The organism is Rossellomorea sp. ABR4_012, assembly GCF_056159545.1.
Window position 1 is genome coordinate 514,273 of the sequence record NZ_JBSWVK010000001.1, and the last position, 25,979, is coordinate 540,251.

The following is a 25,979-nucleotide window of genomic DNA, read 5'->3' on the forward strand; positions in this document are numbered from 1 at the left end:
ACACACTAAAAAGTGTTACATAAAGGGTTGTTTACATGGTGTACCGGGTATAGGGATGATGGATGACGAAGGGGAATTTTTTGAAAACAAAGACTTTAAAAATGTAACCGATAACATTTTCCCTTTTCCTTGAATTCCTATATGAGTAGAGTATTCTAAGAATGGATATGTATAAATCAAGGAGGTTCCTCTATTGAGTAACTTATTTACGACACTGACAGATAAAATCAAAGGCAAAGAATTGAAGATCGTTTTTCCAGAAGGTAAGGATGAACGTATTTTACGAGCGGCTTCCCGTCTGGCGAGCGATGGAGTACTGACTCCCATCGTAGTGGGGAATGTCGATGAAGTTCAAGCGGTTGCAAACCAATCAGGCGTGAAGCTTGACGGATGTGAACTGGTTGACCCTGCTTCATTTGAAGGTATGGGCGACCTTGTGAAAAGCTTCGTTGAACGCCGTAAAGGGAAAGCGACGGAAGAAGACGCGAAGAAAATCCTTCTTGACGGGAACTACTTCGGGACGATGCTTGTGTACACTGGACAAGCACACGGGCTTGTAAGCGGTGCTGCCCATTCAACGGCTGACACGGTTCGTCCTGCTCTTCAAATCATCAAGACAAAAGAAGGCATACGCAAGACATCAGGTGTGTTCATCATGGTGCGCGGAGAAGAGAAATACGTATTCGCTGACTGTGCGATCAACATTTCCCCTGACAGTCAGGACCTTGCTGAAATCGCAGTTGAAAGTGCGAAAACAGCAGAAATGTTCGACATCGACCCTCGTGTTGCGATGCTGAGCTTCTCTACAAAAGGATCTGCAAAATCCGCAGAAACAGCAAAAGTAGTCGAAGCTGTGACGATTGCAAAAGAAAAGTCTCCTGAACTTACGGTAGACGGCGAATTCCAATTTGATGCGGCATTCGTTCCATCTGTTGCAGAGAAAAAAGCTCCAGGTGCAGACATTCAAGGGAATGCGAACGTATTTGTTTTCCCGAGCCTCGAAGCTGGTAACATCGGCTACAAAATCGCTCAGCGCCTTGGGAACTTCGAAGCAGTCGGGCCGATCCTTCAAGGATTGAACGCTCCTGTGAACGACCTTTCCCGCGGGTGTAATGAGGAAGATGTGTATAAGTTGGCATTGATTACGGCTGCTCAGGCGCTGTAATGATTGTTGTCCGGAAGCTGGTCTCTTTTATGGGGGGCCGGCTTTTTTTGTGGTGTTGAGTATGTACGAGGTACAATGGCGGTGGTTTTGTACCTGGTACACTCACACCCCTCAACCGGTGGGGGTGTGCCAAATTGGGGAATCTGAGCAAGGCTCGATTTGGCCTGATTGAGCCAGGCTCGGGGACGGCGATGTGTGCCAGGCACAATCGAGGGTCATTGTACCTGGAACAATAGCAGCGGTCTGTGCCAGGAACAAAGCAGCCGTTTTGTGCCAGGCACCGGCACCGAAATAACGATCCCTCATCCAGCCTCAAAACCCGACACTATTTTATGATATAATTAACCCGCATGTTTTCAGTGAAGGAGAAGCGTTATGGATAAGGAAAAAGCATATGCACTGCTCCGTCAGGAACGGTGGAGGGTGATCGATCAGTCGAGTCTAGGGCCGATGTTTGGTGCGCTGCAGTCTTTTGCAATGGATGATACGCTTTGCACGGCTGTGGGAGCGGGCGAGTCCGATCCGGCTGCCCGTTCGTGGGTCCATCATCAGACGGTGGTGCTTGGTATACAGGATACGAAATTGCCGTTTCTTTCCGAGGCGTTAAGTGTGTTGGAGGAAGCGGGTTTTCAATATATTGTGCGGAACTCCGGAGGTTTGGCGGTCGTGCTGGATGAAGGCGTTCTGAACTTGTCTTTGGTATTCCCTGATTCGGAGAAGGGCATCGATATCAATAGAGGCTACGATGCCATGTGGCTGCTTGTTCAGGAGATGTTCAAGGATTTCGATGTAGAGATGGAAGCGAAAGAAATCACGCAGTCGTACTGTCCGGGGAGCTATGATTTGAGCATCCGTGACCGGAAGTTTGCCGGGATTTCGCAGCGACGTATCCGGAACGGTGTGGCGGTTCAAATCTATCTATGCGTCAATGGAAGCGGCTCGGAGCGGGCGGAATTGATCCGTCAGTTTTATGAAACGGGGCTAAAGGGTGAACAAACGAAATTTACGTTTCCGTCCATTCAGCCTGAGGTGATGGCTTCATTATCGGAACTGCTCGGCGTAGAACTATCTGTTCAGGATGTAATGCTCCGGTTCCTGCAGTCGTTGAAGTTCTTCAGCGGTGACATTTACTCCAGTGCCCTGCAGGGTGGGGAGTATGCGATGTATGAAACGTATTATAAAAGAGTTGTAGAGCGGAATGAGAAGGTATTGGGCGAATAAGCAGTGAGAAGATCAAATGGCCGGTTGGGGCGTTTGGTCTTTTTTTATTGCTGGTTTGTTATTTGGCGTGGGTTTCGGGTATACCTCATAGTGTATGTATAAACTGGATGTTTCTGTTTCGCACATATATTCAAAATTTCGCACATAAAATTGGAGGTTGCTTTGAAATGAGCGGCTAATACCCCTGCATAATTTCGTGAAATGAATAAAAGCCAGCACACCTTTTCTTACAAAAGGCATACTGGCTTGGGAACCCTATTAAAAGGGGGGGCTCACTACTAAATTTATTCTGCGACCTTTTCCAAATTCCCGTTGCGGTCCATTTTGAAGCGCGGTGCTTTCGCTTCGCCTTCTTCGTCAAACAGGACAAGCTTGCGGGCGCGGTTCATGATCTGCATAAGTGTTTCGTAGTCTTCCTGCATCGTGACAGAGTTTGTTTCGAGCTCGGCGACTTTCTTTTCAAGCTCTTTGTTTTCTCTTCTAATCTCAGCGATTTCGTGCTTTAATCTCTGATTCTCGATTTTTACGATATCCGAGTTTACGCTGGAATGAGCCATGTTTTGCAGGAATGCGATCACTTTTTCAAGTGTGACTTCACCGCGAAGGCCGGATGGGTTCACCATATGATTGCTGACTGGTGCCTGCGGGGCAACGGTTTGCTCTTCTTCAGCTTCGGAAACCTCCACTTCCTGCTTACCGGAGTTTTGTGAAAGCTGTTCAGTTGCAGGTACATAATCCTCGAATTGGAATTCCATTTCTTCTTCGGCTTCAGCCATTGATAGAGACATAGCATCCAGCTCTTCAAATGAAGGTGTAGGCGGCTTGTAAAGTAGCTTTTTCTTGCCTCCCTGATCTTTCCCCAGCAGTCGGTGGCGCTGTTTGCGCTGTTTTTTTGCTAGTTGAAGAGCTTTCTCGTATTGATGGCGGACCACTGCATTCCAGCGGAACCCGCAGGCTGCGGATGTGCGGTTCAGTTTATCTCCAACCTCTTCAAACGCGTTTAGCTGTGTACTGCCTTCGCGTACATGACGCAAGACGGTTTCGGCTAATAGTAAATCATTTTCATCAGTCCAGGCATCCTGTCTTGTCTTCATCATTCTCATCTCAACTCCCATAATTTACTTAAATGACTCGTTGATAAAAGGATGGGCAGATTTATAGATTTTTATACGAATATGTTAAAAATTTTTTGAAGTTGGTAGTTTCGTTGTTCATGTTTTCAATTGCCGCTTTTTGATTTCCGTGCAAGACTTCGCTTTCCGCGGGCGGACGGTGAGCCTCCTCGTCGCTGCGCTCCTGCGGGGTCTCACCAGTCTCGCTTTTCCCGCAGGAGTCTACGTCTTGCACTCCAATCAAACGCTGGGTTAGGTTAGAACCAAAGCAAACTCCATCTTTTTTATGAAACGCGGCCACCCTTCGCAACTGCATCAATAATCACCGCCTCGTCTCAAGTGAATCACCACAACCTGGAAACTACACTCTCTTGCAAATCCTTGCAGAAAACTGTATTCTATAAATCGATGTTTATTAAAATAAATGATTCAATAGATAGAAAGGGTTGTTGACAGATGGCAAACGAATTCCGGGTTTGCGATGATTGTCAGGCCGTAAACTTAAAGACCTTGATTCCTAAATTAAAAGAGATGGACCCGGACGCGCCGATCGATATCGCCTGTCAGTCCTATTGTGGTCCAGGACGTAAAAAAACATTCGCCTTTGTGAATAATCGTCCGCTAGCGGCATTGACGGAAGAAGAATTAATGGAAAAGATCCAAAAGAAACTAAAGAAATAATTAGGTATCAACAAACTTCCTATAAGGGAGTTTTTTCTTTTCCCCTTTAAACCGCTAAACGCCCGTCCCTCGATGCTTTAATGCGTTGATGGATGAGGGTTGGTTTTGGAGGTTTATGTTTGTTATTTAAAGGAAACTATTTAAGGGATAGAGAATTAGTTAAGAAGGTAAATTTTTTGTCAAGATAGTGTAAATGGCTGAAATTTTTTTGAAGCGGATGGAGTGCCCGGCATGGTTTGTTTAGGAGACATTATTATATTTTTTTCGACAAAATTCGAGATGAAGACCGGGTACAAAGTCGCTATAATAGAAATATGCTAGTTTAGGAAGAGGGTAAAAGATGGAGTATTCCAAGCAGAAATTACATGAAGAAAAAGTATTTAAAGACCCTGTTCATCGGTATGTTCATGTAAGAGATCGCGTGATTTGGGATCTGATTGGAACGAAGGAGTTCCAGCGCCTCAGAAGGGTCAGGCAGCTGGGAACCACGTATCTGACCTTCCATGGTGCGGAGCACAGCCGGTTCAACCATTCCCTCGGAGTTTATGAAATCATTCGCCGCATTGTCGATGATGTCTTTGACGGCAGGCCCGAGTGGGATCAGGAAGAGAGGCTGCTTTCCCTTTGTGCTGCACTGCTTCATGACCTTGGTCACGGACCTTTTTCACATTCGTTTGAAAAGGTGTTCCACCTGGATCATGAGCATTTCACGCAAGCGATCATTTTGGGAGACACAGAAGTGAACCAGGTTCTCTCAAAAGTCGGGAATGATTTTCCGAAGCATGTGGCAGAGGTCATCGCGAAGACGTACGAGAACAAGCTTGTCGTGAGCCTGATATCAAGTCAGATCGATGCCGACCGCATGGATTATCTGCAGCGTGATGCTTATTTTACCGGCGTGAGCTACGGCCACTTTGATATGGAACGGATCATGCGCGTGATGAGGCCGCGTGAAGATCAGGTCGTGATCAAGCAGAGCGGGATGCATGCAGTCGAGGATTACATCATGAGCCGCTATCAGATGTACTGGCAGGTTTATTTCCACCCTGTGACAAGAAGTGCAGAGGTGATACTGACGAAGATTTTACATAGAGCTAAGGAGCTTCATGAAACGGGATACTCTTTCAAGCAGAAGCCCCTTCATTTTTACTCCTTGTTCACCGGGGATGTAGCACTTCAAGACTACTTAAAGCTCGATGAATCGGTTATCATGTATTATTTTCAGATTTGGCAGGAAGAAGAGGATGATATTTTAAGGGACTTATGCGAAAGGTTCATGAACCGCAATCTCTTTAAATACGTCGAATTCGATCCGGCGAAGGAATACAAGAAGCACAGTGAGCTTGAGACTTTATTTAAAAAAGCGGGAATCGATCCTGACTATTATCTGGTCGTGGACTCATCTTCGGACCTTCCATACGATTTCTACCGGCCGGGTGAGGAAGAGGAACGCCTTCCAATCCATCTTTTAATGAAAAATGAAGAACTTCGGGAGCTCTCGAGGGAATCGGATATCGTGGATTCCATTTCGGGTAAGCGCAGAACCGATCATAAATTATACTATCCAGTGGATTTACTATACGACGAATCAACGAAGAAGAAAATAAAGAGACAGATACGTACGATTCTGGAACTATCTTAGAAGAGTGCTGTTTTTAAAGGCGCTGTTTAACGATATGTTGATTGGATGAGGCACCCCTGCGGGAAATTTTGTCCCCATAGTGAGGACGATCGGGCCTTCTTTTTTTAAAATCAACGAAATGTTAATCGGGCCAAAGCAGCCGTGACACCAAAGCCAATGGAGAATCTGCTAAATGCAATACTAGGAGTAGGAGATGACGTACATTGTTGAAAGAACATGCAAAACTGATGAGTGCCTTTTTAGCGTCCGGCGAAGTGGTGGGAAGAAAGAAGCTTCAAAAGATGATCTTCATCGCTAAGAAGCTGGCCTTTCCGTTTCAGGAAAAATTCCAATTTCATTTCTACGGCCCTTATTCAGAAGAGCTGACCCTGCGTGTGGAGGAGCTCTGCAATATGGGCTTCATCTCGGAAGTGCGCGAGAAAAAAGGCGGCTATTACCAGTATCGATACACGGTCACGAAAGAAGGGGAAGACTTCCTTTCCATCTATGAAAAGGATATTCCGTCCCTGAAGGACTGCCTGACGAATATGAACGGCCAGTCTGCACGCTTTTTGGAGCTTGTTTCAACGGTTTTATATTTTGATAACCTTACAAAAGAAGAAGTTTACGAGAAGGTATTTACGCTGAAGAGCAAGCAGAAGTATACGGAAGAAGAAATTGATGAGGCGTTTGCTTATATTGACGGGTTGAAGAAGATTAAGGTTGTTCAATAAGTGGATGAAGGGCTGCTCTTTGTGGGAAGGGCGGTCTTTTTATTTTCTAATGATCTGGAGGAAGAATATATGAATTTAGATTTTACGGAGAGAGAGCTGTTAGTGAACAAGTTAAGAGAAGAGGGGAAAACATATAGAGCCATCGGTGAAATATTGGGAGTAAGTGGCAGTAGAGTGAGTCATAATCACAGGTTATATAAGCGAAAGGAAAAATACCATTCTGTTATCCGTGATTATCAAAATGGCAAAAGTATGGAGTCTATTGCAGAAAAGCATGAATATTCAATTGACACGGTTCAATCATACATATGGTGGGAAAAAAATAAAGCCCTAAAGCGATAACTTCAGAGCCTCATGTACAGAGATTTACTGATCACTCAATCTCTTCCCGCCAACAGCGTAATGACCCTTCGTCATTTCTTCGATGAACACGACGATTTTGTCTTCTGGGGCACCGGTCGTTTCGCTGACGGCCTGTGTGACTTTTTCAACGAGGGCTTTCTTTTGGTCTTCTGAACGTCCTTCTAGCATTTTAACAGTAATGTAGGGCATTTTGATTCGCTCCTTATCTCTGATTTTGATACAATCGTGGGTAGGACCCTGCTTCTTTAATGTAATCGGAGGAGAGCGGGGAAGCAAGCTTGGAATGATGAAAGTCATGAGCAGGACTTTTTCGGTATACTATTGAATAAGAAAGTAAAACATTTTTAAAGGAGTACATATTTTGGATACTTTTCGCAGTTTGTTTGAGTCTATATCGATTTTTTCGCTGGAAGAGCTTCCGTTTGTGGTCATCGCGCTGGTACTGGCGTTTACGGTCCATGAGTTTGCCCATGCGTATGTGGCCTACAAATTCGGGGACACGACAGCGAAGGATCAGGGAAGACTGACGTTGAATCCTGTTCAGCATCTGGATCCGTTCGGGACGATCTTGATTCTGATTGCCGGCTTTGGTTGGGCCCGGCCTGTTCCGGTGATGCGTTCGCGTTTCAAGAATCCGCGGCTGGCGGGCATTCTTGTTTCCGCTGCAGGACCGCTGAGCAACTTCCTGATCGCGTTCATCGCATTCGGATTATTTTATTTCTTTGTCGGGGTGACCGGCGGAGGGATCCCTCCGTTTGCGGTCGATCTTCTTCAGATGATCGTCGAATTGAATATTCTTCTATTTGTCTTTAACTTATTGCCGTTCCCTCCGCTTGACGGGTACCGGATCATCGAGGATCTGTCGCCTGCCCATGTACGGGTGAAAATGAGCCAGTTTGAACAATACGGCATTCTGCTGTTTCTGATCCTGGTAATCACACCGCTTGATCAATATACGATCTGGCCGTTCTTGAATACCGGTATGAGTGCGACAGGTCAGGCATTCAGTACGATTTACGGAACGATTTTTTCAATCTTTAGCTAAAAGGAGTGAAAAACGATGGAAAAGAAAAAGAACATCGGATTTAATATCATAAAAAATGACCCGACTGACGGACACGGAGGCTATGGTGTCGGATCGCTCAGCCTAGATAATGTGTCTCCTGTCATGATCGATGTGGAAGAAGGAGAAGCAACGATCGAGATCGGTGCGATGCATGCGCGGAGCCCGATGGAAAGAGGGATGAAATTCACGAATAACCGGGAGGATTCAGCAGGCGGCAAGCCGTTCTGGCTGATCTGGGTGACGATTGACCGCATGGAGGACGGCCCTTATTATGCAGGGGTGACAGCATGTGAAATGGTCATGAATCGTGAAAAAAGAAGAGGCTACAAGTCGATGCCGGAGCACGTGAATCATATGGATAAATCCATCAAACGGCACATCATCGTCGACCATATGGATGAAAAGTCAAAAGGGATCCTGGCAGACTTCCTCAAAAACCATGACCAAGGTATGTGGGACCGCTCCAAGCCTGAGTTGAAAGAAGCGTTGAAAGCGGAATAAAATCGATGGTGGCCCGTCCCTCACTACGTTAAAGCAGCGAGGGACGGGCCTCCAAATTTCGACATTTGTGAACAAAGTGTGACATTTTTTTGAAAGTGACTTTCACATCTTGTACTTATCTTGGAAAAAAAGTACACTTAAATCACAGTTTGCACATAAACTAGGACATGAAAAACCTCGGGTTCGCACAAGCCCGAGGTTTTTCGTTTTTATAGATTTGTCCAGCTCCGGAGCTTAGAGCACATGTCATAAGTCAAACCGTCCAAGAAGGCAAAGAGCGCCTTCATGGCCGATTCGCCATATGCCACCCGCCTCTTTTCAAAGTCCCTCCGCCTTTCTGGGATAAGTGCTCCTTATGCCTGATCATAATAAACTTCTAATTTCTTTTTGATGGTCCGGTGGATAGGATATTAGTAAAGGCTACGGAAAAGGAGGCACTATGATGAAAGAGCAAGTAACGTTTCGAATGGCAGGAAAAGAGGATCTGGATGCAATCGTGAAAATGCTTGCGGATGATGTACTTGGGAAAGACAGGGAACAGTATACCCATCCACTTCCAGAAGGCTACCTGTTAGCCTTTCAGGCGATTGATGCCGATCCCAATAATGAACTGATTGCTGTTTGTCATGAATCCGAGATCATAGGTGTCTTGCAAATGACGTTTACACCCTATCTGACCCATCAGGGGAGCTGGAGGGCGACGATTGAGGGTGTCAGGACATCTTCATCTGTCCGTGGCCAAGGTGTCGGCACACAGATGATCAACTGGGCGGTCGAACGCGCAAAGGAACGCGGCTGCAGCCTGGTGCAGCTCACAACGGACAAACAGCGCGGTGACGCTTTGCGATTCTACCAGAAGCTTGGATTCAGCGCGACACACGAAGGAATGAAAATGAAACTTTAACGAGATAAAGGCCCGTCCCTCGCCGCTTTAAAGCGATGAGGGACGGGCCTTAAATGATAATTAGAAGATCCAATCCGTCAATTTTTTGTACCATGGTTTTTTGTCATCTTTGGATGGCGCTTTTTCTTTCGGTGTTTCGTGATTTCCGAGGTGCTCTGAACAGTATTCAGTCGGTTCGGTACCCCTTACGAAATAGGTGAAGCGCTGGACGGGGCAATCCTTCGTGGCGAGTTTGCCGTTGTGGGGATTGACCGCAACGCCGACGACGCCCTTGGTCGGTTTGAATGCTTTGACGGGTTCGTCCTTCAAGGCTTCCTCCATGAATTCCACCCATATTTTCTTCGCATAAAGTTTATCGTTTACGAGGGAGATATCTTTTCCTTTGTCGTAACCGGTCCACACCCCGGCTGTCAGCTGCGGTGAAAATCCGATCATCCAGTTGTCGGTGTTGGTTGTACCGGATTTTCCGGCATAGTGCCTTGTCGCGTCTTTTCTGATCTGGATGCCGGTGACGGTCGAGTAATCATTCAGCTTCGGATCGAATATCCCGCTCAGCATATGCGTCATGACGTATGCTGTGTCCGGATCGAGGACCTGCTCTTTTTTCACTTCTTTTTCATAGATGACGTTTCCGGACCAGTCTTCGACGCGGGTGATGAAGACCGGCTTCACCTTGTAGCCGCCGTTGGCAAACATATTGTAGGCGTTCACCATATCGATCACCCTCGCGCCTGATGTTCCGAGAGCGGATGACGGGTATTTTTTGACCGGCGTAGTGACTCCGAATTTCTCTTTTGCCGTTTTCGTCAAGGTGTCCTGACCCATGAACAGGTGGGTCTTCACGGCATAGACGTTATCGGAAAGAGCAATCGCTTGGGCCAGCGTGATATCATCGTTCGCATATTTATTGTTGTAGTTGTGCGGCGCGTATTTTTTATTTTCGTCAAACGTGAAAGCGGTGAGCTCGCTTTTCATCGTCGTTGCTGGCGTAAAACCTTGTTCAAGAGCCGAATAGTAAAGGAGCGGTTTGATTGTCGACCCTGGCTGGCGGATCGCCTGAACGGCGCGGTTGAAAGGACTTTCTTCATAGCTCCGTCCTCCGACCATCGCAGTGACATAGCCGTTCTTAGGATTCATCGCCACAAAGCCGAGCTGGATGTCGGATTCATCTTCAATTTGCTCCTCAACCACTTTCTCAGCGATTTCCTGGTGCTTTGTATTGAGCGTTGTGAAAACCTTGAGGCCTCCCATTTCAATCGTCCGTTCTTCCAGACCCAGTTCGGTGCGAAGGATGTTTTTTACGACATCCTGAAAATAAGGCGCGGTTTCCACGGTTAGATGGGCATGATGCCCGTTGATCTTGATCGGTTTTGCCTTTGTGATTTCACTTTCCGCTTTCGTGATGAAACCATCTTTCTTCATTGAATCAAGAATGAGCTCCTGCCGTTTCTTGGCGTTCTTCATCGATTCGAGAGGGGAATAGTAGGATGGTGCTTTCGGGACCCCGGCAAGCATCGCTGCTTCTTGAAGTGTCAGCCTGTCTGCATCCTTCCCGAAGTAATATTGACTGGCCGCCTGTACGCCGTAGGCACCGTGGCCATAATAGATGGTATTGAGATACCCCTCGAGAATTTCCTTCTTGCTATAGTTCATTTCGATTCGAAGAGTATAAAGTGCCTCAGAAATCTTTCGTTTCCAGGTTTTATCATGTGTTAAAAAAAGATTGCGGGCATACTGCTGGGAAATGGTGCTCGCTCCCTGAACCTTGGCCATTGCCTTGACGTCGGCGAGTGCGGCCCCGGCGATCCGCTTAATATCAAACCCGTAATGCTGGTAGAAATTCTTATCCTCTATTGAAATCGTCGCTTCGATGAGGGTCGGTGAAATTTGGTCCAGATCCACCCAGTAGCGCTTCTCCCCTGTATTCGTCTCCCCGATCACCTTTCCGTCCTCTCCATAAATGAGCGTGGACTGAGGCACCGCGAGCGGTGGAGGACCTTGAATCTTCGCGTAGGTGAGCACCCCGATCAGACCTGCCAGAACAAGGACAGAAAATAATAGAGACAGAATAACGGCCGCTCTGACATATTTTTTTGTTTTCTCCATTCCAGCACGAGTAATCAGTTCCATCCCTTTTCCCGCCTTCTTTATAAAATAGTTTTCTATGAGAATCCGTTCCCGGGTTCCCCAACGCCCGCCCCTCGATGCGTTAAAGCAATGAGGGACGGGCCTTCCCGTAGACTTCTGCTATATATAATCAGTATGAAAGGTTTGAAGAGATTTTAAACGTACTGGAGATAGAAAAAATTTCACTTGAATTTTTGCTAGATTCCACTATACTTTTTCTCATGTTTGTATTTATCATGATAGGGAAGGATAAAAATGACGTCTGTCGATGACGTTTTATTTGATTTTTTGAACCTATGATATTTAGTGTTTTTTCATTTGTAAGTCTAACCATATTTTTAAATTCTTCAGTGAATGGCTTCAGTGAAAAAATGTTTACAACTAGAATGGACTTAAAAAGTATTTTAATGGCTCTTTAAGTTTTTAGCGGATCCAGCGGTTGATTGGAGTGGAAGACGTAGACTCCTATTAGAAAAGCGGAGGGGCTTTGCTCAGAGGCGTGTGGCATAAGGCGAAGCGGCCATGAAGGCGTTCTTTGCCTTCTTGGCCGGTTTGACTTATGACATGTGCCTCTAAGCCCTGCAGCTGGACAGTTCCTCCCCAGTGAAAAAGGCAGGAGGCTCCCAGCTCGCCCGCGGAAAGCGAAGTCTTCCACGGAAATCATAAGCGGCGATAACAGAGCCTATAAAACAAAAAAGAAGGGAAGTAGAAACAATGAGTGGACTTTGGTACACAGAAAAACAAACAGATAACTTTGGAATCACGATGAAAATCAAGAAGACTTTACATACAGAGCAAACGGATTTTCAATACCTTGAAATGGCTGAAACAGAAGAATGGGGCAACATGCTCTTCCTTGACGGAATGGTCATGACAAGCCAAAAAGACGAATTCGTCTATCACGAAATGGTTGCACACGTTCCTTTATTCACGCACCCGAACCCGGAGAAGGTATTGGTTGTAGGAGGCGGGGACGGCGGTGTCATCCGTGAAGTCCTGAAGCACCCAAGCGTGAAAAAAGCTGTATTGGTCGATATCGATGGAAAAGTCATCGAGTACTCAAAGAAATACCTACCGGAAATCGCTGGCGAGCTTGAAAATGAGCGCGTCGATGTCCAGGTGGGCGACGGATTCATGCATATCGCAAAAAGTGAAAATGAATATGACGTCATCATGGTCGATTCCACTGAGCCTGTGGGACCTGCCGTAAACCTATTTACAAAAGGATTCTATGCAGGAATCTCGAAAGCTCTTAAAGAAGACGGGATCTTTGTCGCTCAATGTGATAACCCTTGGTTCAAAGCGGACCTTATCCGCCAGGTACAACGTGATGTGAAGGAAATCTTCCCTGTTACACGCCTGTACACAGCGAATATCCCGACATACCCAAGCGGCATGTGGGCATTCACGATCGGATCGAAAAAACACGACCCAATCGAAGTGCCTCAAGAGCGTTTCCACGAAATCGAAACAAAATACTACACTCCGGAACTGCACAATGCAGCATTCGTGCTTCCTAAATTCGTCAAAGACCTGACGAAATAATTGAAACCGAACCTACAATATGTCACGTTCTTTACTTCTACTTTAACACTCTAAAGGACCGAGGGACGGGCGTTTAACGGATTAATGCTTTAAACAAGCGAGGGACGGACCTGCTAGAGACCGGCCGTCCTCGATAAAGAAAGGTTGAATATGATGCGTTTTGATGAAGCTTATTCAGGTAATGTGTTTATAAAGAGCCATCCTTCTTATGAAGAGAGCTCGGTTGTGCTTTACGGAATGCCGATGGATTGGACGGTCAGCTACCGTCCGGGTTCACGTTTCGGCCCTGCACGCATTCGTGAAGTATCGATCGGACTTGAGGAATACAGTGCATATCTTGACCGTGAGCTTGAAGAAGTGAAATTCTTCGATGCCGGGGATATTCCGCTGCCGTTCGGAAATCCGCAGCGCAGCATCGATATGATCGAGGATTATATCGATCAGCTTTTAGGCGACGGGAAAATCCCGTTCGGCATGGGCGGGGAGCACCTCGTTTCTTGGCCGGTCATGAAGGCTGTTGCGAAGAAATATCCAGACTTGGCGATCATCCATATGGATGCACACACGGATCTTCGTGAAGAGTATGAGGGAGAACCTCTTTCCCACTCGACACCTATCCGCAAAATCGCTGAGCACATCGGACCTGAGAATGTGTATTCTTTCGGAATCCGCTCAGGCATGAAAGAAGAATTCCAATGGGCGAAAGAAAACGGCATGCACATCTCGAAATTCGAAGTGCTCGAGCCGCTTAAGAAAATCCTTCCGACGCTTGCTGGACGACCTGTTTACGTTACGATCGACATCGACGTACTGGATCCAGCCCACGCTCCCGGCACAGGAACCGTGGACTGCGGAGGAATCACATCCAAGGAGCTGCTTGCATCCATCCATGAGATCGCACACTCCGGCGTCAACGTAGTAGGTGCCGACCTCGTCGAAGTAGCACCAATCTACGACCCATCCGAACAAACAGCCAACACAGCCAGCAAACTCATCAGAGAAATGCTACTTGGCTGGGTGAAATAATTTTTGTGAAAATAGGATTGCCTTGTAAAGGTGATCCTATTTCTTTTATTAAAGTTTGGAAGGTATCGGGTAGAAGTTGACCTGCCCCGTCTCTTATAAAAGAAGTAGTTAGGTGAAAATGACAAGTCTGTTGAAGAAATAAATGTGAAGTATTAACCGATCCCAGCAGTTGATTGTAGTGGAAGACGAAGACTCCTGCGGGAAAAGCGAAGCAGGGGAGACCCCGCAGGAGCGCAGCGACGAGGAGGCTCCCCGCTCGCCCGCGGAAAGCGAAGTCTTCCACGGAAATCAACTGCGGTATTAAGAGGGGTAGAACTGTATTTTCAATTTGTGAAGAGATTCGACACTTACTTTCACAAACTTCCAACCCAAAACTCACCCCCATTCATTGCATTTTCACCCAATACTTCTTATACTTAATTAGTTAGAAGGAAGACCGTCCATCAAAAGGGACGGAACTATTCCGCGATCGGACCCTAAAACAGAAAAGGATGTGAGTGGTTTGACAGAATTCAATAGTGAATCCACGCCTGTCAAAATACACTTGAAAACGAATATCACGATCGGTGACGACAGCGACTCATTTGAGCTGGTTTCATTCGGCCAATACTATGAAAAAGGGGATGCCTTTTTTCTGAAGTATGATGAAGTTCAAGAAGAAGGAACCATCCATACGATCGTCAAAATCACCGACACGCAGGCACTGATCTTAAGAAGTGGTGCCGTGAAGATGAGAATGGTGTTCAACGAAGAGGAAGAGATGAACGGCTCCTATGAAAGCGAGCTCGGCACACTCTTGCTGACGACAAAAACAAAAAAACTTTCACATACGAAAAACATGTCCAAGACAGAAGGGGATTTCAACCTTTCATATGAGCTGATCATGCAGGGCAGCTCGGTCGGAGATTATGAGATGTCGATCAATTTTAAGGAGGAAGAATAGGCGCATGAATATCGTCGAAAAAGTACAAGAAAACCTGAAATCCGAAATCAAAGCAGCGGTTCTGAAAGCGAATCTGGCAACAGAGGATCAGATTCCGGACATCATCCTGGAGACACCGAAGGAAAAGTCACACGGGGATTACTCCACAAACATGGCGATGCAGCTTGCGCGTGTGGCAAAAAAAGCGCCGCGCATGATCGCGGAAGACATCATGGCAAACTTTGACCAATCAAAGGCTTCGATTGAAAAAATGGAAATTGCCGGACCGGGATTCATCAACTTCTTCATGAACAATGATTACTTAACGGACCTCATTCCAATGATTCTCGATCAGGACCACGAATATGGCGGATCCGATGCAGGGAAAGGTGAGCGCATCAACGTCGAGTTTGTTTCAGCGAACCCTACAGGTGACCTGCACCTTGGACATGCCCGCGGCGCAGCTGTCGGTGATTCCCTCTGTAATGTGCTTGAAAAGGCAGGTTACAAGGTGACTCGCGAGTACTACATCAATGACGCTGGAAATCAGATTCATAACCTTTCTAAATCAGTGGAAGCACGTTACTTCCAGGCGCTTGGCCAAGATGTGGCGATGCCTGAAGACGGATACCATGGTGCCGACATCATTGAAATCGGAAAACAGCTTGCTGAGGAATTCGGTTCTAAATATGCAGATGTTAGCGAAGATGAACGCTACAAGTTTTTCCGTGAATATGGGTTGAAGGTTGAAATGTCCAAGCTTCAGAAGGATCTTGAAATGTTCCGCGTACCGTTCAATGTGTGGTACTCTGAAACATCCCTATATGAAAATGGGAAAATCGATGCCGCCCTGGCAAAGCTTCGTGAAAACGGACATGTGTACGAAGAAGAAGGCGCGACTTGGTTCCGTTCGACCGAGCTTGGCGACGATAAAAACCGTGTGCTGATCAAGAACGACGGAACGTATACGTATCTGACCCCGGACATTTCCTACCATCAGGATAAATTCGAGCGCGGTCATGACGTGCTGATCAATATCTGGGGAGCGGACCACCACGGGTATATCCCTCGTATGAAGGCGGCGATTGAAGCACTAGGCTTTGAACGCGAGAAGCTTGAAGTAGAAGTGATTCAGCTTGTTCACCTTTATAAAAATGGTGAGAAGATGAAGATGAGTAAACGTACGGGTAAAGCCGTGACGATGCGCGAGCTTGTGGAAGAAGTCGGCCTTGATGCCGTTCGTTATTTCTTCGCGATGAGAAGTGCGGATACACATATGGATTTCGACCTTGACTTAGCAGTGTCCCAGTCAAATGAAAACCCTGTGTACTATGCGCAATATGCACATGCGCGTATCTGTTCCATCCTGCGTCAGGCAGAGGAGTCGGGTCTTGCTTCTGAGGACCGCATCGACCTGAGCCTGATTGGAACGGAAAAAGAAATAGACCTCCTGAAGAAGCTGGGAGAATTCCCGCAAATGATCGCCGATGCAGCAGAGAAGCGCACACCGCACCGTGTCGCGAACTACATCAACGATCTGGCTTCAGCGTTCCACAGCTTCTACAACGCCAACAAAGTACTGGACGCAGAAAACCGCGAGCTGACAACGGCCCGTCTGGCACTTGTTAAATCCGTGCGAGTGACGCTTCAAAACGCACTTGCCCTGATCGGTGTTGAAGCTCCTGAAAAAATGTAACCATTGAAATTCGAAGGCCCGTCCCTCGCCGCTTTAATGTGGTAAAGGACGGGCCTTCTTTTAATATTTTCTACTAGTTGACGTATAATAGTGGGTAGACAGATAGGAATCAGCTTAGGAGGATGTTCATGAAGACTGTTGTGTTGGCCATTGTCACAGGATTTTTGGTAGGATTCATCTTTGCTCTGTTCAAGCTACCGATTCCAGCGCCGCCTGCACTTGCCGGGATCGCCGGGATTGTCGGGATCTATTTGGGATTCCAAGCATTTATGGCGATTCAGCCCTGGATTGAATCGGTTTTTAAATAAGAGATCCCAGTAGAGCAAGACTACATAGAGGACCCGTTCCCCGAGTATTTTTAAGTCGGGGGACGGGTCCTTTTATCATTTTCACCATTCAAGAACACCACCGCTGATGCGCTTGACGCCGCGGATGGAAGAGAGGTCTTCGATCAGCTTCAGCATGGCGAGGTCTTTATGTTTGGCTTCGATCATGAAGTCCACGTCCTGGCCGATTTTCTTTAATGTTTTAAAGAAAGGCTTCACGAAATCCGGGTCCACATAATCGGCGTGAGAACGAAAGGCTTTTTCGGATTTTGGAGAAGAAATATGTATTTTGGGGACAAGATCCCGTCTGTCCCATGTTTTAAAGATGTCCTCAAGGTATGTTTCAAGAGGCTCGCTGCTAAGGTTTGCTTCATGATGGTGAATATCAAGCACCATCGGGATGTCTTCTTTTTGACAAGCGGCAAGCGTCTCCTCCACATTATACGTTTTATCATCGTTTTCCAGCGTCATGATTTCCTTCACCTCGGGCGGAATGGCGTTCAAACTTTCATGAAACCGTTCAAGCGCCGCTTTTTTATCCCCGTAAGTCCCGCCGATATGAAGATTGATCACCGACTCCTTTTCCACCCCCATGTATTCAAGCATCCGGTAATGATACACCATATCTTTCACCGCATTGTCGGTGACATGCTGCTTCGGGCTTGTGAATAATGTAAATTGATTCGGGTGGAAGCTCGCACGTATGCCGAACGCCTTGATCAGAGTACCGAGCTCTTTCCATTCATTTTTAAAAGGGGAATGGAAATCCCATTCGACATCAGGATGTGTCGCCAATGGGACGAGTGAGCTTGAAAGTCTGTACAGCTCGATTTCATGGGCTCTGCAATAATAAAGAAGTCGTTTTGTATGCTCCAGATTCAGCCTCGTCACTTCAATGAGTTGTTCCATGCGTTCATTTTCTGGAAGTTCGGTAAAGCGTCTGTAGGTCATCGTTTTAGATGGACTTGAATCCCACAGGGCAAGGGAATTTGCCACAAATCCCAGTCTCACTTTCATGCTGCAGACCCCCTAAAGCAGAAGTGAAATCGCCGAAGCGACCTTCTCCTTGAATTTTGTATAGAAAGATACTGACTCCAAATCACTGTAAGTCAATCGGTCGGATACCTGTATATCTTTATCGATTTCTTTTTTTGCTATTTTAATAAAATGTTTATCATAGATCAGATTATTCAGTTCAAGATTGAGATAAAAGCTTCGCTGATCAAAGTTCGCTGTTCCTATGTCACAGAAATAGTCATCGATTATAATTACTTTGCCATGATAAAAACCGTTCATGTATTGATACACATGCGCTCCTTTAGCAAGCAGCGGCCTGAAATACGGAAATGCAGCTTCCTTGACCAGCGCATGGTCCGCCTGATCCGGAACGATGATCGTCACCTTGACGCCGCGGTCAAGTGCGTTCATTAATTTATCCATAAGATGTCGGGTCGGAATGAAGTAAGGGCTCCCGATGAAGATGGATTCATCCGCTTCCTCGATGAATTCCCCGAAAAACTGTTCGATGTTGACGCCCTCCGTTGGAAAAATCCGATGCTTCATACTTCCTTTTTCGGATGGGGGGAAGTAGAGGGAATCGTTTTTCAAATTTTTCTGCGTCGCACGGTGCCAGTCGATACAGAACTCGGATTGAAGGTCGAGAACGCCTTCCCCTTCAAATCTCATATGATAATCCCTCCACGGGGACAGCTCCGGCTTGTCATTTTCATCGATGTATTCCTTCCCGACGTTGTATCCCCCGAGATAACCGACTTTTCCATCAATCACGGTGATTTTCCGGTGATTCCGCTGCTGGGAGGAAAAGAAAAGATAAGGGAATTTCACTTTTTGGCAGTATGCGACCTCCACGCCTACAGTCTTCAGCATATGGACTTTAGACCTTGGCACCTGCAGGCTTCCGATTTGATCCATTAGCAGCCGGACCTTCACACCCTGTTTGGCCTTTTCTTTTAAAAGGTCCATGAAACGGTAGCCAAGATGATCGTTCTGCACAATGTAAAAAAGAATGTGAATAGAAGATTCCGCATTTTTGATATCCGTGAACATCTTATCGAATAGTTCCGGTCCGCGTGAAATTAATGTTATATCACTATAACGATCCTCGTAAGTTCGTCTGGTGCGGGTACGGATGAATTTGCTTCGTCCCAGCTTGAAATCAATCACCATCCAGGCAAGGATGATTCCAATAAATAACAGTGTGTAAAATAACCACATTCGAATCACTCTCTCATTAATCAATAAACTTAGTATGTCCGCTAACTTGTATTGTGTTCCACTTTTTTTTATTCCCTGAAAACAGAAGGCTTGAAACCTTTTCTTCATACTTTTTGACTATGGAAGAAAAAGGGTGGAATGAACTACTATAGAGGTGTATACGAGCTGCCAGATAAGAAATGATTTGTAAGTTTCTTTATAAAAAATCGTTGACTGAATGCTCATTCATTATATAATGGACATAAGAACATTTTTCTGAATATTAATTTGGTTTGTAAAAGTTTGAACAAAGGGGGAAGTTCATTTACGAGCCGAAAAAGGGGGAGAGACTTGAGATGAATGTATTACTCATTCTCAATTGGATTGCGTTCATTTTTGTAACCGTTTACGCAGTGAGTCTGTTTGTGTATGTGGTCAAAACGAGAATTGAATATATCAAGCTTGGAAAGAAAGTCGAATTTGATAAACGATTCAAAGAACGCTTCGACAAAATCATGGTCAATGTATTCGGACAGAAAAAGCTCTTGAAGGATAAGAAAAGTGGAGCGATCCACGTCATGTTCTTCTACGGCTTTATTTTAGTACAATTCGGAGCAATCGACTTCATCATTAAAGGACTCGCACCGGGGAACCACTTGCCGCTTGGACCATTGTATCCAGGCTTCACGTTCTTCCAGGAGCTCGTTACATTGATGATTCTGGTCGCTGTCGTATGGGCGTTCCACCGACGTTATGTGGAAAAGCTCGTTCGTTTAAAAAGAGGGTTCAAATCAGGACTCGTTCTTTTATTCATCGGAGGCTTGATGCTTTCTGTCCTTGTCGGAAACGGTATGAGCCTGATCTGGCATGGAGAAGAGCTTGCCTGGACTGAGCCGGTCGCGTCACTGATTGCGGGAGCACTCGGCGCCATTGGTGAGACGGCTTCCATCGTCATTTTCTACATTGCATGGTGGATTCACCTGATTTTCTTACTTGCCTTCTTGGTGTACGTGCCGCAATCAAAGCACGCCCACTTGATCGCAGGACCTGCAAATGTATTTTTTAACCGCTTAGACAACCCTGGAAAACTCAAGCCGATCGACTTTGAAGACGAATCAGCTGAAAGCTTCGGGGTAGGTAAAATAGAAGAGTTCACTCAGCATCAAATGATCGATTTCTACGCTTGTGTGGAATGCGGACGCTGTACGAATATGTGTCCCGCAACCGGAACAGGCAAGATGCTTTCGCCAATGGATCTGATTGTGAAGCTGCGTGACCATCTGACGAATCACGGTGCAGCCGTTACGCAAAAGAAACCTTGGGTGCCGACATTCGCATTCAACGGGACGAAAGGAAACCAGATTGCGATGGCAAGTGCGACACAGGCAGCAGAAGAAGCAGCAGCCGGTGCAGCATACAGCCCGTCATTGATCGGGGACGTCATCACGGAAGAGGAAATCTGGGCGTGTACAACATGCCGTAACTGTGAGGACCAATGTCCGGTCATGAACGAGCACGTCGATAAAATCATCGACCTTCGCCGTTATCTCGTACTGACAGAAGGAAAAATGGATGCCGATGCACAGCGCGCGATGCAAAATATCGAGCGTCAAGGAAATCCATGGGGGCTTAACCGCAAAGAACGTGAAAACTGGCGTGAAGCGAGAGAGGACGTTCACATCCCGACGGTGAAAGAAATGAAAAAAGCAGGGGAAGACTTCGAATATTTATTCTGGGTCGGATCAATGGGTTCATTCGATAACCGAAGCCAAAAAATCGCGCTTTCGTTTGCCAAGCTCATGAATGAAGCAGGCGTGAAATTCGCGATCCTTGGGAACAAGGAAAAGAACTCAGGTGACACACCACGCCGCTTAGGAAATGAATTCTTATTCCAGGAGCTTGCGACGAACAATATCGCTGAGTTCGAAAAGCATGAAATCAAGAAGATCATCACGATAGACCCGCATGCTTATAATATTTTCAAAAATGAATATCCGGACTTCGGATTGGAAGCAGAGGTCTATCACCACACCGAGCTTCTTTATGACCTGGTGAAGGAAGGCCGCCTGAAGCCTCAATATGAAGTCAACGAAACGATCACGTTCCACGACTCCTGCTACCTTGGCCGTTACAATGAAGTGTACGATCCGCCTCGTGAAATCCTTAAAGCGATTTCCGGCGTGAAGCTCGTTGAAATGGAACGCAACCGCGAGAAAGGAATGTGCTGCGGTGCCGGCGGAGGACTCATGTGGATGGAAGAAGACACAGGCCACCGCGTCAACGTGTCACGTACCGAGCAGGCACTTGCCGTCAGCCCATCCGTCATCAGTTCCGGCTGCCCTTACTGCCTGACGATGCTTTCCGATGGAACGAAAGCGAAGGAAGTCGAAGAAAACGTATCAACACTGGACGTTGCCGAACTTCTTGAGAAAGCGGTTTGCGGTGATCAGAAGGATGAGGTTGTAGCTTAAGCCTTACATTTTATAAACGTTATCTGCACAAGGAGTGAAACAACATAATACACATTATGGCGTTTCACTCCTGTTTATTTTTCTAGAATAGTAATTTAAATGAAAAATAAAAACTTTCTAAAAAATCATTACGTTTTACACAAATTTGAAGTACAATGGAAATAGTGGAAAGGGACGGAATCTGTCCCTTACTCTTTTGGGATTTGGTCGAGCGAGCGTTCAGTCACAATGATAGAAGCTGGGCTTGAATGCAGATTCCATATACTGAAAGGACAGTCACCAGGACAATTCCTTGGAGAACGAAAGAACAACCTGATACTTAAAGGATTTTTTGAAAGCGTATACAAAATTGATTCTCAAACTGAAAGAAAAAGGAGAGGGATTTACATGGGAAAAACGGTCATTTTAGATGGAGCCAGAACTCCTTTCGGTAAGTTTGGAGGCGGATTGAGCAGTTTTACAGCTTCCGAACTTGGCGGTTTTGCAGTGAAGGAAGCCTTGAATAGAGCGGTGGTCAGCGGTGAAGACATCGATGAAGTGATCCTAGGTTCGGTCCTGCAGGGAGGACAGGGACAGATCCCTTCCCGCCAGGCATCGCGTCACGCAGGACTGCCTTGGAATGTGAAGACGGAAACGATCAATAAAGTGTGTGCATCAGGGATGAGAAGTGTGACAATGGCGGATCAAATCATCCGCGCCGGTGACGGAGAAGTCATCGTAGCCGGAGGAATGGAATCGATGTCGAATGCGCCATATATTCTGCCTAAAGCACGCTGGGGATTCAAGATGGGTGATTCAAGTGTGAAGGATCTGATGGTTCACGACGGCCTGACTTGCAGTTTCAACAACGTACACATGGGGACGTACGGAAACGCAACCGCGAAGGAATTCGAATTGACGCGTGATGATCAGGACCGCTGGGCGTTAAGAAGCCACGAGCTTGCGGTGAAGGCCACTGAGGAAGGGAAGCTCGGCGAAGAAATCGTGCCGGTTGAAGTTCCGCAGCGCAAAGGGGATCCGGTGATTGTCGATCGAGACGAAGCACCTCGTAAGGAAACTTCCCTTGAAGTATTGGCAAAATTAGGTCCGGTATTCGGATCAGACGGAACGATCACGGCAGGTAACGCACCGGGAGTCAATGACGGAGCGGCAGCGATGATCCTGATGAGTGAAGAACGCGCTGAAAAAGAAGGCAAAAAGCCGTTAGCGACGATCCTTGGTCATACGGCGATTGCAGTGGAAGCAAAGGATTTCCCGCAGACGCCAGGACTTGTCATCAATGAACTGTTGAAGAAAACAGGTAAAACATTAGAGGAAATCGACTTGTTTGAAATAAACGAAGCATTCGCCGCAGTAGCACTGACAAGCGGTAAGATTGCCAGTCTCGATCCTGAAAAAATCAACGTAAACGGTGGCACAGTCGCTCTTGGCCACCCAATCGGGGCAAGCGGAGCACGCATCATCCTGACACTTGCATACGAACTGAAACGCCGCGGCGGCGGAATCGGGATTGCATCGATCTGCTCCGGAGGCGGACAGGGAGATGCGGTCATGATTGAGGTGCCGAAGCAGTAGGTTTCGTAGATTGAGAGAGTTTTAGGTTTGGGTGTGGTGCCTGAGAGAAGGTGGGTGCCGCAGATGGGGCTGGCTCGATTTGGCGGTTTTGAGCCAGGCTCAAAACCGGGTCATCTGGGTCAGGCACCATTCGTAGATTTAGCGGTGCCAGGAACAATCAGGCCGTATTGTGCCAGGAACAATCAATGCACTTTGTGCCAGGCACAAAACAGGGATTCTGTGCCTGGCACTGCACCGGGCACGCCGGTGTACCAGGTACACAAAACTATAAATTTAAATATTACTAGTTCCAGGGTTGATTGAAGTGGAAGACGAAGACTCCTGCAGGAAAAGTGGCCAATGTGAGACCCCGCAGGCAAAGTCGAGGAGGCTCACGGGCTACCCGCGAAAAGTGGAGTCTTCCACGGAAACCAACTGCGGTGTAGAGGAACTATTTTTTAAACAAAGGGGAGAACACACTATGAATATCAAAAAAGTCATGGTCATCGGGGCAGGACAGATGGGCTCGGGGATTGCCCAGGTATGTGCACAGGCAGGATTTGAAGTACTTTTAAATGACCTAAAAGAAGAATTCGTTCAAAAAGGAATGGGTGTCATCACCAAGAACCTTTCCCGTTCAGTCGAAAAAGGAAGAATGAGTGAAGAAGATAAAGTAGCAACACTAAACAGACTGACGGCTTCAACGGATATCAACGACGCAAAAAACGTCGATATCGTCATCGAAGCAGCGGTTGAGAACATGGAAATCAAAACGAAGATCTTCGCTCAGCTGGATGAAATCGCTCCTGAGCATGCGATCCTTGCAACCAATACGTCTTCACTTCCGATCACGGAAATTGCAGCGGCAACGAAGCGTCCGAAGCAGGTGATCGGGATGCACTTCATGAATCCGGTGCCGGTGATGAAGCTTGTTGAAATCATCCGCGGTCTTGCTACAACGGATGAAGTATATCAATCGATCGAAGATATGACGAAATCATTGAGCAAAGTGCCTGTTGAAGTGGAAGACTTCCCTGGATTCGTATCGAACCGCATCCTGATGCCGATGATCAACGAAGCCATCTACACGCTGTATGAAGGTGTGGCAAGCAAGGAAGCAATCGATGAAGTGATGAAGCTTGGCATGAACCATCCGATGGGTCCGCTGACGCTTGCAGATTTCATCGGTCTCGACACATGCCTCTACATCATGGAAACACTCCACGAAGGCTTCGGCGACGACAAATACCGCCCATGCCCGCTTCTTAGAAAATACGTGAAAGCAGGCTGGCTCGGTAAAAAGACAGGAAGAGGTTTCTACTCTTACGAATAAATAGAGTTTGGAGTAATGTACACGAACATCCGGGAGGGGACAATCATGGAATTACGATTCACTGAAGAACAGCAGATGATGCGCAAAATGGTGCGTGATTTTGCAGAAACAGAAATACAGCCTTTTGTGGAAAAAATGGAAGAGGGGCATTTTCCACGTGAGATTTTAAATAAAATGGCAGAGCTGGGCCTAATGGGGATTACAATCCCTGAAAAATACGGCGGCTCGGAGATGGACTTTACATCTTATATCATCGCGATTCACGAGCTTTCAAAAGTAAGCGCAACCATCGGGGTGATTCTCTCGGTTCATACATCGGTCGGGACGAATCCGATTCTTTATTTCGGAAATGAAGAACAGAAGCAGAAGTACATTCCGAAGCTTGCTTCTGGTGAATATCTTGGGGCTTTCTGTTTGACGGAACCAAGTGCAGGCTCCGACGCGAAGAGCTTGAAGTCAAAAGCTGAGAAACGCGGCGACCACTACGTACTGAACGGTTCGAAGGTTTTCATTACAAACGGGGGCGAAGCGGATACATATATCGTGTTCGCTGCGACCGATCCAACAAAGGGAAGCCGCGGGGTATCGGCGTTTATCGTCGAGAAGGATACGCCTGGGCTGATCATCGGGAAAGACGAACACAAAATGGGGCTTCACGGCTCAAGAACGGTTCAGCTGACGTTCGAAGACATGAAGGTACCGGCAGAAAACCTTCTGGGTCAAGAAGGGGAAGGCTTTAAAATCGCGATGGCAAACCTCGATGTCGGCCGCATCGGAATTGCCGCTCAGGCGCTTGGTATCGCAGAAGGAGCGTTCGATTACGCAACCGCTTATGCAAAAGAACGCGTTCAATTCGGCAAGCCGATTGCTGCCCAGCAGGGAATAGGATTCAAGCTGGCCGACATGGCAACCGCCGTTGAAGGGGCAAAGCTCTTGGTCTACAGAGCGGCTGACCTCCGTGCCCAAGGCATCTCCTGCGGAAAAGAAGCCTCCATGGCCAAACTTTTCGCCTCCAAAACAGCCGTCGAAGTCACAACCGAAGCCATCCAAGTCTACGGAGGCTATGGCTACACGAAAGAATACCCAGTCGAGCGCCTGTTCCGCGACGCTAAAGTGACCGAGATTTATGAGGGTACGAGTGAGATTCAGAGAATGGTGATTGGGAAGAACCTGTTGGTTTAAGAAGGTTTTTATAGATAAGGTTTTGTGGGGAATTAGCTTTGATAAAGCTTAAGTTTGAAAATTGACTGGTTCCAGCGTTGGTTGGAGTGCAAGACGAAGACTCCTGCGGGAGAAGTGGCCAATGTGAGACTTGTCTAGCTCCGGCGGCTAGAGGCTCGAGGTCATAAGTCAAGCAAGCCAAAAAGGCAAAGAACGCCTTTCCGACTTGCTCGCCT

The 25,979-nt window shown here is 46.8% G+C and carries 24 protein-coding genes; 18 read left to right on the plus strand and 6 right to left on the minus strand.

What is annotated here, in order from left to right; genetic code table 11:
• The first annotated feature begins 193 nt into the window (after window positions 1-193).
• Both pta and lipL read left to right on the plus strand, forming a co-directional pair.
• A complete protein-coding gene (gene pta / locus ACXAFV_RS02680) occupies window positions 194-1,165 on the plus strand; it encodes a phosphate acetyltransferase (protein ID WP_475124276.1) in 972 nt (323 codons plus the stop codon).
• Window positions 1,166-1,540: 375 nt separating this feature from the next.
• Window positions 1,541-2,386: an octanoyl-[GcvH]:protein N-octanoyltransferase gene (gene lipL / locus ACXAFV_RS02685; RefSeq protein ID WP_475124278.1), complete on the plus strand. Its 846-nt coding sequence runs from the start codon at window positions 1,541-1,543 to the stop codon at window positions 2,384-2,386.
• Between the two features lie 284 nt (window positions 2,387-2,670).
• On the opposite strand, the gene ACXAFV_RS02690 is transcribed toward lipL, so the two are convergent.
• Window positions 2,671-3,480, minus strand: coding sequence for an RsfA family transcriptional regulator (locus ACXAFV_RS02690; protein WP_475126045.1), 810 nt, complete (start codon window positions 3,478-3,480; stop codon window positions 2,671-2,673).
• A 61-nt stretch (window positions 3,481-3,541) separates the two neighbouring features.
• The gene (locus tag ACXAFV_RS02695) at window positions 3,542-3,817 is read right to left on the minus strand and encodes a hypothetical protein (protein ID WP_475126121.1); all 276 of its coding nucleotides are present in this window, start codon (window positions 3,815-3,817) and stop codon (window positions 3,542-3,544) included.
• A gap of 137 nt (window positions 3,818-3,954) precedes the next feature.
• On the opposite strand from ACXAFV_RS02695, the gene ACXAFV_RS02700 reads away from it, so the two are divergent.
• From ACXAFV_RS02700 to ACXAFV_RS02715, 4 genes are all read left to right on the plus strand, one after another.
• Window positions 3,955-4,179, plus strand: coding sequence for a YuzB family protein (locus ACXAFV_RS02700; RefSeq protein ID WP_446244700.1), 225 nt, complete (start codon window positions 3,955-3,957; stop codon window positions 4,177-4,179).
• A gap of 340 nt (window positions 4,180-4,519) precedes the next feature.
• The gene (locus tag ACXAFV_RS02705) at window positions 4,520-5,821 is read left to right on the plus strand and encodes an HD domain-containing protein (protein ID WP_475124279.1); all 1,302 of its coding nucleotides are present in this window, start codon (window positions 4,520-4,522) and stop codon (window positions 5,819-5,821) included.
• Between the two features lie 203 nt (window positions 5,822-6,024).
• Complete coding sequence (locus ACXAFV_RS02710) at window positions 6,025-6,534, plus strand: YwgA family protein (protein ID WP_475124280.1); 510 nt, start codon at window positions 6,025-6,027, stop codon at window positions 6,532-6,534.
• A 69-nt stretch (window positions 6,535-6,603) separates the two neighbouring features.
• Window positions 6,604-6,876, plus strand: a complete 273-nt coding sequence (locus ACXAFV_RS02715; RefSeq protein WP_475124282.1) for a hypothetical protein — start codon at window positions 6,604-6,606, stop codon at window positions 6,874-6,876.
• Window positions 6,877-6,900: 24 nt separating this feature from the next.
• Here the strand turns inward: ACXAFV_RS02715 and ACXAFV_RS02720 are convergent, their stop codons facing one another.
• The gene (locus tag ACXAFV_RS02720) at window positions 6,901-7,086 is read right to left on the minus strand and encodes a 2-hydroxymuconate tautomerase (protein WP_475124283.1); all 186 of its coding nucleotides are present in this window, start codon (window positions 7,084-7,086) and stop codon (window positions 6,901-6,903) included.
• A gap of 172 nt (window positions 7,087-7,258) precedes the next feature.
• Here ACXAFV_RS02720 and ACXAFV_RS02725 point away from each other — a divergent pair, with 172 nt between their 5' ends.
• From ACXAFV_RS02725 to ACXAFV_RS02735, 3 genes are all read left to right on the plus strand, one after another.
• The gene (locus tag ACXAFV_RS02725) at window positions 7,259-7,942 is read left to right on the plus strand and encodes a site-2 protease family protein (RefSeq protein ID WP_254871147.1); all 684 of its coding nucleotides are present in this window, start codon (window positions 7,259-7,261) and stop codon (window positions 7,940-7,942) included.
• A 15-nt stretch (window positions 7,943-7,957) separates the two neighbouring features.
• Window positions 7,958-8,464, plus strand: a complete 507-nt coding sequence (locus ACXAFV_RS02730; protein WP_475124284.1) for a YwhD family protein — start codon at window positions 7,958-7,960, stop codon at window positions 8,462-8,464.
• 442 nt (window positions 8,465-8,906) lie between these two features.
• Entirely contained in the window at window positions 8,907-9,368 is a 462-nt protein-coding gene (locus ACXAFV_RS02735) for a GNAT family N-acetyltransferase (protein ID WP_475124286.1), read from the plus strand.
• Between the two features lie 60 nt (window positions 9,369-9,428).
• Here ACXAFV_RS02735 and ACXAFV_RS02740 read toward each other — a convergent pair whose 3' ends face one another.
• The gene (locus ACXAFV_RS02740; RefSeq protein WP_475124288.1) at window positions 9,429-11,498 is read right to left on the minus strand and encodes a transglycosylase domain-containing protein; all 2,070 of its coding nucleotides are present in this window, start codon (window positions 11,496-11,498) and stop codon (window positions 9,429-9,431) included.
• 711 nt (window positions 11,499-12,209) lie between these two features.
• On the opposite strand from ACXAFV_RS02740, the gene speE reads away from it, so the two are divergent.
• The 5 genes from speE (at window position 12,210) to ACXAFV_RS02765 (ending at window position 16,992) form a co-directional block, all read left to right on the plus strand.
• Complete coding sequence (gene speE / locus ACXAFV_RS02745; protein WP_475124289.1) at window positions 12,210-13,040, plus strand: spermidine synthase; 831 nt, start codon at window positions 12,210-12,212, stop codon at window positions 13,038-13,040.
• 153 nt (window positions 13,041-13,193) lie between these two features.
• Complete coding sequence (gene speB, locus ACXAFV_RS02750; RefSeq protein ID WP_475126046.1) at window positions 13,194-14,066, plus strand: agmatinase; 873 nt, start codon at window positions 13,194-13,196, stop codon at window positions 14,064-14,066.
• Between the two features lie 502 nt (window positions 14,067-14,568).
• Window positions 14,569-15,009: a YwiB family protein gene (locus ACXAFV_RS02755; protein WP_475124291.1), complete on the plus strand. Its 441-nt coding sequence runs from the start codon at window positions 14,569-14,571 to the stop codon at window positions 15,007-15,009.
• Window positions 15,010-15,013: 4 nt separating this feature from the next.
• Window positions 15,014-16,684 (plus strand): arginine--tRNA ligase, encoded by a 1,671-nt coding sequence (gene argS, locus ACXAFV_RS02760; RefSeq protein WP_475124293.1) that lies wholly within the window; start codon window positions 15,014-15,016, stop codon window positions 16,682-16,684.
• A 128-nt stretch (window positions 16,685-16,812) separates the two neighbouring features.
• Window positions 16,813-16,992, plus strand: a complete 180-nt coding sequence (locus tag ACXAFV_RS02765) for a XapX domain-containing protein (protein ID WP_475124295.1) — start codon at window positions 16,813-16,815, stop codon at window positions 16,990-16,992.
• Between the two features lie 81 nt (window positions 16,993-17,073).
• Here ACXAFV_RS02765 and uvsE read toward each other — a convergent pair whose 3' ends face one another.
• Together uvsE and cls are read right to left on the minus strand one after the other, a co-directional pair.
• Window positions 17,074-18,027 (minus strand): UV DNA damage repair endonuclease UvsE, encoded by a 954-nt coding sequence (uvsE, locus tag ACXAFV_RS02770; protein WP_475124297.1) that lies wholly within the window; start codon window positions 18,025-18,027, stop codon window positions 17,074-17,076.
• Window positions 18,028-18,039: 12 nt separating this feature from the next.
• Window positions 18,040-19,245: a cardiolipin synthase gene (cls, locus tag ACXAFV_RS02775; protein WP_475124298.1), complete on the minus strand. Its 1,206-nt coding sequence runs from the start codon at window positions 19,243-19,245 to the stop codon at window positions 18,040-18,042.
• Window positions 19,246-19,580: 335 nt separating this feature from the next.
• On the opposite strand from cls, the gene ACXAFV_RS02780 reads away from it, so the two are divergent.
• The 4 genes from ACXAFV_RS02780 (at window position 19,581) to ACXAFV_RS02795 (ending at window position 25,764) form a co-directional block, all read left to right on the plus strand.
• Entirely contained in the window at window positions 19,581-21,695 is a 2,115-nt protein-coding gene (locus ACXAFV_RS02780) for a 4Fe-4S dicluster domain-containing protein (protein WP_475124299.1), read from the plus strand.
• A 387-nt stretch (window positions 21,696-22,082) separates the two neighbouring features.
• Entirely contained in the window at window positions 22,083-23,270 is a 1,188-nt protein-coding gene (locus ACXAFV_RS02785) for an acetyl-CoA C-acetyltransferase (RefSeq protein WP_475124301.1), read from the plus strand.
• Window positions 23,271-23,730: 460 nt separating this feature from the next.
• Entirely contained in the window at window positions 23,731-24,582 is an 852-nt protein-coding gene (locus ACXAFV_RS02790) for a 3-hydroxybutyryl-CoA dehydrogenase (RefSeq protein WP_475124303.1), read from the plus strand.
• A gap of 45 nt (window positions 24,583-24,627) precedes the next feature.
• The gene (locus ACXAFV_RS02795) at window positions 24,628-25,764 is read left to right on the plus strand and encodes an acyl-CoA dehydrogenase (RefSeq protein ID WP_475124304.1); all 1,137 of its coding nucleotides are present in this window, start codon (window positions 24,628-24,630) and stop codon (window positions 25,762-25,764) included.
• Window positions 25,765-25,979: the final 215 nt, after the last annotated feature.

Bases quoted from the DNA above. Each gene is read 5' to 3' on its own strand.
- ACXAFV_RS02690 (WP_475126045.1), bottom strand. From the start codon at position 3,480: ATGAAGACAAGACAGGATGCCTGGACTGATGAAAATGATTTACTATTA.
- ACXAFV_RS02700 (WP_446244700.1), top strand. From the start codon at position 3,955: ATGGCAAACGAATTCCGGGTTTGCGATGATTGTCAGGCCGTAAACTTA.
- cls (WP_475124298.1), bottom strand. From the start codon at position 19,245: ATGTGGTTATTTTACACACTGTTATTTATTGGAATCATCCTTGCCTGG.
- ACXAFV_RS02740 (WP_475124288.1), bottom strand. From the start codon at position 11,498: ATGGAACTGATTACTCGTGCTGGAATGGAGAAAACAAAAAAATATGTC.
- argS (WP_475124293.1), top strand. From the start codon at position 15,014: ATGAATATCGTCGAAAAAGTACAAGAAAACCTGAAATCCGAAATCAAA.
- ACXAFV_RS02795 (WP_475124304.1), top strand. From the start codon at position 24,628: ATGGAATTACGATTCACTGAAGAACAGCAGATGATGCGCAAAATGGTG.
- speE (WP_475124289.1), top strand. From the start codon at position 12,210: ATGAGTGGACTTTGGTACACAGAAAAACAAACAGATAACTTTGGAATC.
- ACXAFV_RS02780 (WP_475124299.1), top strand. From the start codon at position 19,581: ATGAATGTATTACTCATTCTCAATTGGATTGCGTTCATTTTTGTAACC.
- ACXAFV_RS02765 (WP_475124295.1), top strand. From the start codon at position 16,813: ATGAAGACTGTTGTGTTGGCCATTGTCACAGGATTTTTGGTAGGATTC.
- ACXAFV_RS02720 (WP_475124283.1), bottom strand. From the start codon at position 7,086: ATGCCCTACATTACTGTTAAAATGCTAGAAGGACGTTCAGAAGACCAA.
- ACXAFV_RS02785 (WP_475124301.1), top strand. From the start codon at position 22,083: ATGGGAAAAACGGTCATTTTAGATGGAGCCAGAACTCCTTTCGGTAAG.
- ACXAFV_RS02730 (WP_475124284.1), top strand. From the start codon at position 7,958: ATGGAAAAGAAAAAGAACATCGGATTTAATATCATAAAAAATGACCCG.
- ACXAFV_RS02705 (WP_475124279.1), top strand. From the start codon at position 4,520: ATGGAGTATTCCAAGCAGAAATTACATGAAGAAAAAGTATTTAAAGAC.
- speB (WP_475126046.1), top strand. From the start codon at position 13,194: ATGCGTTTTGATGAAGCTTATTCAGGTAATGTGTTTATAAAGAGCCAT.
- ACXAFV_RS02715 (WP_475124282.1), top strand. From the start codon at position 6,604: ATGAATTTAGATTTTACGGAGAGAGAGCTGTTAGTGAACAAGTTAAGA.
- lipL (WP_475124278.1), top strand. From the start codon at position 1,541: ATGGATAAGGAAAAAGCATATGCACTGCTCCGTCAGGAACGGTGGAGG.
- ACXAFV_RS02735 (WP_475124286.1), top strand. From the start codon at position 8,907: ATGAAAGAGCAAGTAACGTTTCGAATGGCAGGAAAAGAGGATCTGGAT.
- ACXAFV_RS02790 (WP_475124303.1), top strand. From the start codon at position 23,731: ATGAATATCAAAAAAGTCATGGTCATCGGGGCAGGACAGATGGGCTCG.
- uvsE (WP_475124297.1), bottom strand. From the start codon at position 18,027: ATGAAAGTGAGACTGGGATTTGTGGCAAATTCCCTTGCCCTGTGGGAT.